Origin of the sequence: Sphingobacterium faecale, from assembly GCF_016746095.1 — a bacterium.
GTDB classification, from domain to species: Bacteria; Bacteroidota; Bacteroidia; order Sphingobacteriales; family Sphingobacteriaceae; genus Sphingobacterium; species Sphingobacterium faecale.
The window spans coordinates 344,226-356,605 of the sequence record NZ_JAERTY010000005.1; the positions used below are offsets into that span (position 1 = coordinate 344,226).

The 12,380-nt window shown below is 40.3% G+C and carries 8 protein-coding genes and 1 tRNA gene; 3 read left to right on the top strand and 6 right to left on the bottom strand.

Annotated elements, in window-relative coordinates; genetic code table 11:
* The first annotated feature begins 56 nt into the window (after positions 1-56).
* On the top strand, positions 57-794 hold the full coding sequence (locus tag JKG61_RS11400; RefSeq protein WP_202103102.1) for a class I SAM-dependent methyltransferase: 738 nt from the start codon (positions 57-59) through the stop codon (positions 792-794).
* Positions 795-803: 9 nt separating this feature from the next.
* Here the strand turns inward: JKG61_RS11400 and JKG61_RS11405 are convergent, their stop codons facing one another.
* From JKG61_RS11405 to rpe, 6 genes are all read right to left on the bottom strand, one after another.
* Complete coding sequence (locus tag JKG61_RS11405) at positions 804-1,979, bottom strand: MFS transporter (RefSeq protein WP_202103103.1); 1,176 nt, start codon at positions 1,977-1,979, stop codon at positions 804-806.
* Positions 1,980-2,089: 110 nt separating this feature from the next.
* Positions 2,090-2,563: a DinB family protein gene (locus JKG61_RS11410; protein ID WP_202103104.1), complete on the bottom strand. Its 474-nt coding sequence runs from the start codon at positions 2,561-2,563 to the stop codon at positions 2,090-2,092.
* 70 nt (positions 2,564-2,633) lie between these two features.
* Positions 2,634-3,515, bottom strand: coding sequence for a hypothetical protein (locus tag JKG61_RS11415; RefSeq protein WP_237249456.1), 882 nt, complete (start codon positions 3,513-3,515; stop codon positions 2,634-2,636).
* Positions 3,516-3,577: 62 nt separating this feature from the next.
* Positions 3,578-5,845 carry an aconitate hydratase gene (locus JKG61_RS11420; RefSeq protein ID WP_202103105.1) on the bottom strand — a complete coding sequence of 756 codons (2,268 nt, stop codon included), beginning with the start codon at positions 5,843-5,845 and terminating at the stop codon, positions 3,578-3,580.
* Between the two features lie 212 nt (positions 5,846-6,057).
* The gene (locus JKG61_RS11425; RefSeq protein ID WP_202103106.1) at positions 6,058-8,820 is read right to left on the bottom strand and encodes a bifunctional aconitate hydratase 2/2-methylisocitrate dehydratase; all 2,763 of its coding nucleotides are present in this window, start codon (positions 8,818-8,820) and stop codon (positions 6,058-6,060) included.
* A gap of 280 nt (positions 8,821-9,100) precedes the next feature.
* A complete protein-coding gene (rpe, locus tag JKG61_RS11430; RefSeq protein ID WP_202103107.1) occupies positions 9,101-9,781 on the bottom strand; it encodes a ribulose-phosphate 3-epimerase in 681 nt (226 codons plus the stop codon).
* 165 nt (positions 9,782-9,946) lie between these two features.
* On the opposite strand from rpe, the gene JKG61_RS11435 reads away from it, so the two are divergent.
* Together JKG61_RS11435 and JKG61_RS11440 are read left to right on the top strand one after the other, a co-directional pair.
* Entirely contained in the window at positions 9,947-12,085 is a 2,139-nt protein-coding gene (locus tag JKG61_RS11435; protein WP_202103108.1) for an HD family phosphohydrolase, read from the top strand.
* Positions 12,086-12,194: 109 nt separating this feature from the next.
* A tRNA-Ser gene (locus JKG61_RS11440) sits at positions 12,195-12,281 on the top strand.
* Positions 12,282-12,380: the final 99 nt, after the last annotated feature.

The window sequence follows — 12,380 nt, forward strand, 5'->3', positions numbered from 1 at the left end:
AATTAATTTAACTTCATCCTATTTTTTTCCTAATTTTATAGAAAAGATATCGTGCCATGAAGGATAACTTTTCTAATATATCGGACAAATACGCAAAGTTTAGGCCTACCTATCCGCAAACCATCTATGACTTCATATATCCATTATTGAGTCAGCGGGATATCGCCTGGGATTGCGGTACCGGTACAGGCCAGGTGGCTCTCGAGTTAGCGAAAGATTTTAACAAGGTCTATGCGACAGATATAAGCGCACAGCAACTCGAGCATGCGCCGCATGCAGATAATATCATATACACAGTCCAAAGGGCAGAGCAGACTGTATTTCCAGCGAACAGCTTTGATTTAATAACCGTTGCCCAGGCCGTACATTGGTTTGACTTTGACAAGTTCAATGAAGAGGTAAAGCGTGTCGGTAGACCAAATAGTATTATTGCATTATTCGGCTATGAACTGATCAATATTACTCCGGAAATAGATGCGATCATAAAAAACCTATACACGCATATTGTTGGTTCTTATTGGGATCCCGAACGTAAGCATATCGAACAACAGTATCAGACTATACCTTTTCCGTATCGGGAGTTGGAAACACCAGAAATCACCAATATCAAGCTATGGAATATCGATGCCCTATTAGGGTATCTCCAAACTTGGTCGGCCGTTCAACATTATGAAAAAGATAAAGGAAGCAGCCCGGTAAAAGCTATAGAGCATGAACTGAGAAAAGTATGGGGGACATTAGAAGTTCGAAAAGTCAGTTTTCCTATCATCTTCAGAGTAGGACGGATCAAATAGCCGTCAACATCAATTATAGACCTTTTTTGCGAAAATCACATGGGCCAATAACGCCAGAAGGTTAAACCCAAAACCTATAGCACAGACTCCGGCCCACTGCGCTTGCTCCCATGCCCATGATGCGGTTAATGTCCCCAACGAACCACCAATAAAGTAAGAAACCATATATACCGTATTTAACCGATTGGTTGCTTTTGGATCAATTGCAAAGAAATCGGTTTGATTCATGATATGTGATGCCTGTAGACCCAAATCAAGTAAGATTACACCTATAACTAAACCCCAATAGGTCTCCCCTGCTCCAAATGTAAACGTCCAGCTTGTCAACAGGATAAGCAGTGCAGCTAACACAATTCTATAGTTAGACCATTTGCGTGTAAACCGGCCAACCGACGCAGCCGCCAGAGCTCCTACAGCGCCAACAAGTCCAAAACTGCCAACGACAGTCGCACCTACATAAAACGGAGGACCTTCTAAATGAAATACCAAACTTGTAAAGACCGCCGACATACCAGCAAAAGCCATCGCTCCCCGAAAGGAAGCTAAGCGCAATAGAGGGTATCTCCTGGCCATATCGACAACAGAACGAAGCAAAGAGCTATAACTACCTTTAAAATTGGGAGTCGGATCCGGCAATAGCTTGTATATCCCTGTCCATGTAAACAACATCAAACCTACAGCAATCAGGTACATCATCCGCCAGCCCCACAAGTCTCCGACAATGCCGCTAAACATGCGCGATAGTAATATGCCTAACAGCAGTCCGGACATAACCATGCCGATATTTGAAGAACGCTTTTCTAAAGACGAAAACTCTGCAGCCATGGGTACAAAAAGCTGTGGAACTACAGAAGCACCGCCAAGAATAAAATTGGCCACGTATAGCATCCACAGATCTTTAGAAAAATAAATCCAGATTAAACATATTATCACAGCTACGAGATCCAACAGCACCAATTTTCGACGCCACACCTTATCTCCTAAGGGTACAATAAACAGCAAGCCACAAGCATATCCCATCTGGGTCATTACAGGAATCTTGCTCACAGCCATCTCTCCGACCTCAAAATCTTCCGCAATTAGGGACAATAAAGGCTGATTATAATAGATATTTGCTACAACTAAGCCCGATGTAATAGTCATCAACCAAAGTGTTGCATTTTTTAACGTTACCGTTTGCTTCATGTTTGTTTTTTTGTATGCGAACTTACAAAATCATCTACAAAACGTATAGATAAAATAGAAAAGCGACCATCTTTTTACAGAGGTCGCTTATTTCTTATCCCATCTACTTTTTAATATCTTTCCCAGAAAAAAGGAGGCTCGATTCCTAGCGCCCGTAGATACACATAGCCTTGTGCGCGGTGATGGATCTCGTTATCAATAAAGTATTGAATATTTTCGACTATTGGAAACTCATATTCACCAAAGATTTTAAAACTCTCCTTAAACCTATCTACAGCAATCTCACTGAATAGTGCGTCTATCTTGGGTGTATCTGCATCCCAGTGTTCCAATAGTTCCTGTTTAGTCGTTAATGGTAAGTTGTGATCGTACTTCTCAATTTGATTTGACACGATGCTTTCCAACCCAGGTACAGCTATAGACAACATCTCTTTTACCATCTCGGCAAAGGGACGCATTCCACCAATCGAAAACTCAAATAATTCTTTTTCTGGGAACTTCTCAATGACACGTCTAGCCAATGCCCGATGTCCTTGCCAGCTTTTTAAAAGCTCTTCCTTTGAAATAATACCTTGTGTATTCATATATCTTTATATTTTAGTTAAAGTCAAAATTACAAGGGGTCGTGACAAGGGTGTGTCAGTAGTAGAAAAATTAAAACCTGAAGCCTAATACCCAATAGTTTTCAAAAAACCAGATGATCTGTGAAGCTTTATCAAGATCGTTCCTGCCTGTTGTTCTAATCTTACTCAAGTCAGTAAACCCCGTTTTAAAACTCCCCTGAAGATACATCCACTTTAGAAAATGGTATTGTACGCCTGCTTTAGCAGCAAATCCATATCCCGCTACATTCCAATAGTGATTCTCTCCCAGTCCAAACAAACGAACGTCCGACCGTGGTACTAAGAGACCTCCTTCCAAGCCAACTTCGGTATTTACAGATTGCTTCCGGGACTCCGATACCCAAATATCATCATATCGCTCTACTCCTACCGCTGCAAAGTTATACCCATCGGTATGTTCAAAATACAAGTCCCCCTCATTCAGTGTCAGGTACTCTCCATCATTAGCATCACCGAAAATACCAGAAGGAACCCCAGGTTCAGAAACTATTTTATCAGCATGCCCTACGAATCTGACTGTTTGCGGTATATCGACAACATATTTCATGTGATCCCAGCCTAGAGAGATACTATAATTGTCTTTAATAAAATAACCAAAATGAAAATTAAATTGTGGAATCGTTATTCTCCCTGGGTCTATATATGTCCATCCAAACTTTGTGGGTCTATCCGAAGCTTTAACATTTTTTAGGGTGAAGTCATAGCCTGGCCCCTGAAATCGGATATCACTTTTTGCATAACTAGAAAAATTATATCCCCAGTGGCCAAAAAACCTACCTTTATTACTTTTTAATCTATTGTACTTTGGGTTAAATATACTTTTTGCTACACCTGCTCCAGTTGCTTCTTGAGCTATAGTGGGCATGCTCATAGCCATTGCTCCCAAAAGGAGCATCGATATTTGTTTAAACATTACTATTAGAAAAGAGAATCCCGACAACATTTATCGGGATCCCATATTATTGTTAATAAAAATTATTTTGCTTGATTGGCACGGATGATATTCAGAGCTCCCCCTGCTTTAAACCACTCAATCTGCTGTGCATTATAGGTATGATTTACGGAAATGCGGTCCTCGGAACCATCTACGTGATGTAACACCAGTGTTAACGGTTTGTTTGGCTCAAACTCTGTCAGTCCTAAGATATCGATAGTATCATTTTCCTTTATCTTGTCGTAATCCTCCTTATCTGCAAAGGTAAGTCCCAACATACCTTGCTTCTTAAGATTAGTTTCGTGAATACGTGCAAATGATTTCACTAATACCGCGCGAACACCCAAATGGCGAGGTTCCATGGCAGCGTGCTCACGAGAAGAGCCTTCGCCATAATTTTCATCTCCGACCACAATAGAACCTATTCCGGCTGCTTTGTAGGAACGTTGAGTTGCTGGCACAGCACCATATTCACCCGTTAGTTGATTCTGTACATTATCTGTCTTATCGTTAAAATAGTTTACTGCCCCAATTAAAAGATTATTAGAAATATTATCCAGGTGGCCACGGTATTTCAACCATGGGCCTGCCATCGAGATGTGATCCGTTGTACACTTACCTTTGGCTTTAATCAACAATTTCAATCCTTTCAGATCGGTACCTTCCCAAGGAGCAAATGGTTCCAGTAATTGAAGCCGGTCTGAAGTAGGTGATACTTCAACTACTACTGAAGAACCGTCTGCAGCAGGTGCTTGATAACCTGGATCTTCCACGTCAAACCCTTTAGACGGCAATTCATCGCCACTAGGTGGGTCTAATTTTACTTGTTCTCCATTCTTATTAGTCAATGTATCCGTAACCGGATTGAACCCCAAATCACCTGATATAGCAATAGCGGCTACCATTTCTGGAGAGGTTACAAATGCATAGGTATTGGGATTACCGTCGGCGCGCTTCGCGAAGTTACGATTGAAGGAATGCACGATAGTATTCTTTTCTTGCTTATCCGCACCTGCGCGATCCCACATTCCGATACATGGCCCACAGGCATTGGTAAATATCGTAGCGTTCAAATCTTCAAATGTCTTTAACAAACCATCTCTGTCCGCTGTATAGCGTACCTGCTCTGACCCAGGATTGATACCAAATTCGGCTTTCGTTACTAATCCCTTCTCCACCGCTTGACGTGCAATAGAAGCAGCACGTGCTAAATCCTCGTACGATGAGTTAGTACACGAACCTATCAATCCCCATTCTACCTGTGTAGGCCATCCATTTTTTTGGGCTTCTTCACGCATGCGTGAAGCCGGTGTGTATAAGTCAGGCGTGAAAGGACCATTTAATGAAGGCTCTAATTCCGAAAGATTGATTTCAATCAATTGATCAAAATACGTTTCCGGATCCGCATATACTTCTGGATCAGCTGTCAAATGTCCTTTTATAGCGTTAGCCGCATCAGCTACATCCGCTCGTCCAGTTGCTCTCAGGTAGCGTTCCATTGACGCATCATAACCAAAGGTAGAAGTTGTAGCTCCGATCTCCGCTCCCATATTACAGATGGTACCTTTACCGGTGCAGGATAACGACTCTGCTCCCTCACCAAAATACTCTACAATTGCACCAGTGCCGCCTTTCACAGTTAAAATACCAGCGACTTTAAGAATCACGTCTTTGGGTGCTGCCCATCCAGAAAGCTTACCTGTCAACTTAACACCGATCAACTTAGGAAACTTCAGTTCCCATGGCAAACCTGCCATCACATCACAGGCATCAGCGCCACCTACACCTATCGCTACCATACCTAGACCGCCAGCATTAACCGTATGCGAGTCCGTACCGATCATCAATCCACCTGGGAACGCGTAGTTTTCTAAAACAACTTGATGGATAATACCAGCTCCAGGTTTCCAGAATCCTATACCGTACTTATTAGAAACCGAACTTAAGAAATTGAACACTTCAGAACTTTCACTTTTAGCACGAGCCAAATCTTTATCTGCACCTTCCTTAGCTTGGATCAAGTGATCACAGTGTACCGTTGAGGGCACTGCCGCTTTGGCACGACCAGCTTGCATAAACTGCAAAAGAGCCATTTGAGCTGTAGCGTCCTGCATCGCTACGCGATCCGGTGCAAAATCCACATACGATCTACCTCGCTCATAAGCCTCTGTGGCATTTCCGCTCCAAAGGTGCGTGTATAAAATTTTTTCAGAAAGTGTCAATGGTTTATTAACAATCTGACGAGCTGCTTTAATACGCTCATCATACTGCGAATAAACTTTCTTAATCATTTCAATATCAAAAGCCATAATATATTATTTCGTTCTTACTTAAATCAATTTTATACAATTTACTAATTATTTTTAGAATTGATTTTCAAAATATTGTCAACTAATCTATTTAAAATCATTCTAACTAAATCTATATACCTTTTGCCTAACCAAAAGAGACCACTTTTAGGTGGTCTCTTTTGGTTTTTATCAGTAATTTGGAATATCCAAATCACATATATAGGGGTTGATTACTTCACCGACATTGGCGTAAACTTGGTCAAATTAATTCCCTCTACTGCAGCTTTGTACTCTTCTATGTTCGGGATACGTCCCAAAATAGCAGACAATACAACTACAGGCGTAGATGCCAATAAAGACTCCCCTTTTTTACCGTCCCTATCTTCTACCACACGACCTTGGAACAATCGCGTTGACGTAGCCATTACCGTATCGCCCTTGGCAGCCTTCTCCTGGTTACCCATGCATAGGTTGCAACCTGGGCGTTCTAAATACATAATATTCTCATATTCTGTACGTGCAGTAGATTTTGGTAGCGCATCGCTAAATTCAAAACCCGAATATTTTTGCAAGTACTCCCAATCGCCCTCTTCTTTCAGCTCATCAATGATATTATAGGTAGGTGCTGCAACAACCAATGGAGCATTGAATTGCACTAACCCTTTTTGCTTCTCTACATTACGCAACATTTGAGAAACAATCTTTAAATCGTCCTTATGAACCATGCACGACCCTACGAAACCTAGATCGACTTTCTTTTCGCCACCATAGAATGTTAAATCGCGGATAGTATCGTGCGTATAACGCTTAGAAACATCCGCATTATTTACATCTGGGTCTGCAATCATCGGCTCTTCAATAATATCTAAGTCGATTACAACCTCTGCATAGTATTTTGCATTGTCATCAGGCTGCAAAGCTGGCTTAACGCCGGACTTAATCTCTCCGATACGCTTATTAGCTTTGTCAATCAAACCTTGTAATACCTGATTTTTATTGTCCATACCCTTGTCAATCATGATCTGGATACGAGACTTCGCAATTTCTAAAGATTGAATCAAGGTATCATCCTGAGAAATACAAATAGATGCTTTGGCTTTCATTTCTGCCGTCCAATCCGTAAATGTAAAGGCTTGATCCGCTAACAACGTACCGATATGAACTTCAATAATACGACCTTGGAATACGTTTTCACCGTCAAATTGCTTCAACATCTGGGATTGCGTAGCATGAACTACATCACGGAAATCCATGTGCTCTTTCATCGTACCCTTGAAGGTTACTTTCACAGATTCCGGAATCGGCATAGATGCTTCACCTGTCGCCAAAGCTAAAGCGACCGTACCTGAATCGGCACCGAAAGCTACACCTTTAGACATACGTGTGTGCGAATCACCTCCGATAATAATAGCCCATTCATCAACAGTAATATCATTTAATACCTTATGGATAACATCCGTCATCGAATGATAAGATCCTTTAGGGTCACGCGCCGTAATTACCCCAAAATCGTTCATAAATTTCATCAGCTTAGGAATGTTAGCCTGTGCTTTCTTGTCCCAAACTGATGCTGTGTGACACCCAGATTGGTATGCTCCATCTACGGTAGGCGCAATAACTGTAGCAGCCATCGCTTCCAACTCCTGAGAAGTCATTAATCCTGTTGTATCCTGAGATCCTACAATATTTACTTTGACCCGAACATCAGATCCTGCGTGTAATATCTTCCCCGGAGTAGAACCAACAGCATTATTATTAAAAATTTTCTCAACTGCTGTCAATCCGTAACCATCATTCGAAATTTCCTTTGAAGGTGCAAAAACCACAGGAGCTGTAATACCTAGTGTCCGTGCAGCAAATGTTTGGATTTTTTTACCAAAAACGATCGCATAAGAACCTCCTGCTTTGATAAACTCCATTTTTTGAGGAGTTAAAGATCTAGAGATATCAATTAATTCTTGTTCGCCGTTGTAGAGTTTCTGAGTCTTGGTATTTATGGTGAGCACCGTGCCTGTCGCTACTGAATAAACTTCTTCCAAAACAGGATCTCCATTTTCGTTACGTACGATATCACCATTGGTATCAACTTGCTTTTTCCAGTTTTTTAAGTCAATCCCGATACCGCCAGTTACATCAACAGTAGTCAAGAATATAGGAGAGATACCATTTGTTCCACCCACGATCGGAGCAATATTTACAAATGGAATATAAGGTGACGCCTGTCTACCTGTCCATAAAGCCACGTTATTGACACCTGACATACGCGAAGACCCAACCCCCATCGTGCCTTTTTCAGCAATCAACATCACGCTGGCATCCGGGTATTGAGCTTGCAAAGTACGAATCTCTTGTTGAGCCTCAGGCGTAATCATACATTTACCGTGCAATTCACGATCCGAACGCGAGTGTGCCTGATTACCTGGAGATAATAGGTCCGTAGAGATATCCCCTTCAGCAGCGATATAGGTTACTACCTTTATTTCTTCTGCAACAGCAGGCAGTTCCGTAAAGAATTCCGCTTTTGCATAGCTTTCTAAAATATCTTTCGCAGTAGCATTGCCATTGTCATAAGCTTCTTTTAAACGAGCTGTATCGGCATCGTATAAAAACACTTGTGTTTTAAGAACGGTAGCAGCTTGCTTCGCTATAATTTCTTCATTCCCTAGAGCTAAATCCAAGAGAACTTCAATAGAAGGTCCCCCTTTCATATGAGACAACAGTTCAAAAGCATATGTTGTCGTAATCTCAGGAACTGTGGCTTCTCCTAAAATAATCTGTTTTAAAAACTTTGCCTTTACACCCGCCGCAGGAGTTGTGCCTGGCAGTGTATTATAGATAAATAATCTTAACGATTCAGCTCTATCTGTATGGTTAGGATCTTTGATCTGTGCAATAACCTCACCTGTCAACTCTGCACTGTCAATTGGTTTTGGATGTAATCCTATATTTTTTCTTTCTTCAGTTTCTGATATGTAATCGTTGTAAATACTCATTTTTAGTTTTCTATGTTTTGAGGCTATTTAGATACAATTTTAAATCCTACTGCCTTTCATTAACTATTTAGCAATAATTTTTATTTTTTTCGAGGCAAAAGTAACAAAAATCAGCCTTTAAATATAATTTAGGCAATTGATTAAGTAATTTGGAACAATTCTAAACACGCAACCCGGTTTAGTATAAAATATGGCCAAATAGAATAAATTTATCCGCTACAAAAAAAGCAATCCTGTAACAGAATTGCTTTTAACGGCCTTCCATTATTCCCAATTCCAATTATACCCTTCGCAGTGTTACATCTATGTTTTTCAATCTATGGATAGCATCAATAGGGTTTTCGGCATTAAACACAAATGATCCTGCCACCAGTACGTCTGCCCCAGCCTCTACCAACTGGACAGCATTGGTTAAACCAACCCCACCATCGACTTCAATAAGCAGGTTGTCATTAATACCAGCAGCTATATGTCTAAGTTCTTTGATTTTCGTGTAGGTATTTGCGATAAACGTCTGTCCTCCAAATCCCGGATTGACAGACATAATACAGACCATATCGATATCAGCAATAACCTCCTTTAAAAGTTGTACAGATGTATGCGGATTAATAGCAACACCAGCTTGACATCCGAGCTCTTTAATCGCGGACAATGTACGGTGTAAATGTGCACACGCCTCGTAATGAACTGTAATAATAGATGCCCCACTATCTTTACAAGCTTGAAGATAACGATCGGGATCAATAATCATCAAATGTACATCCAATGGTTTTTTCGCGTGTTTAGCAACTGCTTGCATAACAGGGAAACCGAACGAAATATTTGGAACAAACACACCATCCATAATATCAATATGAAACCAATCAGCTTCGCTACTGTTGACCATCGAAATATCTTTTTCAAGATTACCAAAGTCTGCAGCAAGTATGGACGGAGCTATCATGTGGATATTTTTTGACATCGTATATTCTATAAGTAAATCCTTATACAAACCTAACTAAAAAGCTTTGCTTTCGCCAATATAAAATCACTTGTGTATACCATAGCACAAACCATACTTAATTCTAAAGCGAAAATGACGAATATTAGTTACTTTTGTTCTAGTACTTCAACAAAACTCAAGACGGTGGCAAAACTCAAAATTAATTACATAAACGCTAAGCTAAACAGTAATTCTCTCATTTTTAGGTATGGAATGGTCGTTTTTACGGTACTATTGATATGTTTTTTCTTACCCAAACAACCAAGATTTGAATACGAGTTTCAAAAAGGGAAGCCATGGAATCACGATAATTTAGTCTCTCCCTATAATTTTGCAGTACTAAAAACCAAAGAGGAACTAGATAAGGATAGACAACAGATACTCAAAACTGTTCAACCGATCTACAATCTCAATACCGCAATCAACAAGGAGCAGATTGATCAGTTCACAACCGATCTAGCAGAAAAATGGCAAAGCAGTCAAATGGATACTGTACCTTCCCTTAAGATAGATGACTACCGAAAAAAAGGAGTTGAATTACTAAGCACCATCTACAATCGGGGCGTACTTTCGCTAAATAACCGCTACCAGACCAAAGGGACCGAAACCGAAAAACTAAATGAAACTGACGCAAACTACAACTTTACTCTACTCAACAATAATATTGCCTCACAGAAAAATACAGTCGACTGCTTCACGATCGAAAGTGCTTACGAATTTATTAAGTTAAACCTGAATAGAGACAAAGATATCAGCAGAAAAAAATGGTTCGTTGAAGTCCTTAAAAATTATATTACTGTAAATCTGATCTACGATGAATCCCTAACCGACAAAGTAGAACAAACAGCATTAAGCAATATCTCAAGCACGCGGGGGATGGTTCAAAAAGGAGAACTGATCGCAGAGAGGGACAAAATTGTAAATAATGACACCTACCAAAAATTAGAATCTTTACGCAAAGTATTTGAGGATGAAGCCAAGATAACGGGTAATAAAAACTATGTTGCTCTCGGCCAGTTTTTACTCGTCGGATTGGCCATGACATTACTTATGGTATTCCTGTACTATTTTAGACGGCAGATTTATGACAACAACAGACTCTTAGTCATTATATTTATCGTCATACTCGCCATGCTCGGTGTACTTTCCTGGGCAATAAACATGCGTATATCGAGTCTTTATTTCATTCCTTATTGCGGTGTGCCGATTATTTTCAGAATCCTATTTGACACACGCGTAGCTCTTAACATACATCTGTTGATGGTCTTGATTGCAGCGCTTTTTGTCCCCAATAGCTATGATTTTGTATTTCTGCAATTCATGTCCGGTCTGGTCGCTATATATAGCATACGCACAATGGTCAAACGCGAGCAATTTCTTATTTCAAGTCTACTGATATTGGCGACTTATATTATCGGCTACATAGGGCTCGTGTTAACACGAAATGGATCCCTCGGCAATATTTACTGGACTGATATTACACCCTTTATTGTCAGTGTAGGTCTTACACTTCTTGCCTACCCCCTGATCTATGCCTTTGAAAAATTATTTGGCATCGTATCTGATCTTACTCTCATGGAGCTAACAAACAGTAATTCAAAACTACTGAGAGAACTGTCGTTAAAAGCCCCAGGTACCTTTCAGCACTCTTTACAGGTTGCAAATCTTGCAGAAGCCGCTGTATACAAAATTGGGGGAAACCCTTTATTGATCAGAGCGGGAGCATTGTATCATGATATTGGAAAGATGATCAACCCTCTTTACTTTATCGAAAACCAAAAAAATGGAGTTAATCCACATGAAGAATTAACCTCTGAGCAAAGTGCACAGATTATCATCTCCCATGTTATCAAAGGGATAGAAATAGCCAAACGAAATCTTTTGCCCGAGGTTATAATAGATTTTATCAAAACTCACCACGGTACCACGCGCGTAGACTATTTCTACAATGAATTTCTTCGGGACAACCCTGACAAACTCGTAGACGAAACCATCTTCCATTACCCTGGGCCTGTTCCGTTCTCCAAAGAGACAGCCGTTCTGATGATGGCAGATTCGGTAGAAGCAGCTGCCAGAGCACTAAAAGATCCAACAAAAGACTCTATCAGCAATCTGGTCGACAAGATTATAGAGCACAAACTAATGCAAAAACAGTTCGAAAATGCAAACATAACGATGAAGGATATTAGCGACGTCGCTCATATCTTCAAAAACATGTTGATGAGCATTTATCATGTACGTATAGACTACGATCTAAGCAAGAAAAAAGATGTTTTACAATAAATAAATGAACCTCAATAGGTTAATATTTAAAGGCTAAAAAATATCAAAAAAACAGCATTTAAAATTTGTATAATGGTTTTTTTGCCTTATGTTTGCAGTGTCGAAACAGGGAGAGATGCCTGAGTGGCCGAAAGGAACAGTTTGCTAAACTGTCGTACTGGAAACGGTACCGTGGGTTCGAATCCCACTCTCTCCGCTAAGACCAAAAAAGTTCAACGAAAGTTGGACTTTTTTTCGTTTATACCACAATCCTCTAATACAGCTCTTATTATCCTTATTGCAAGAACACGGGATG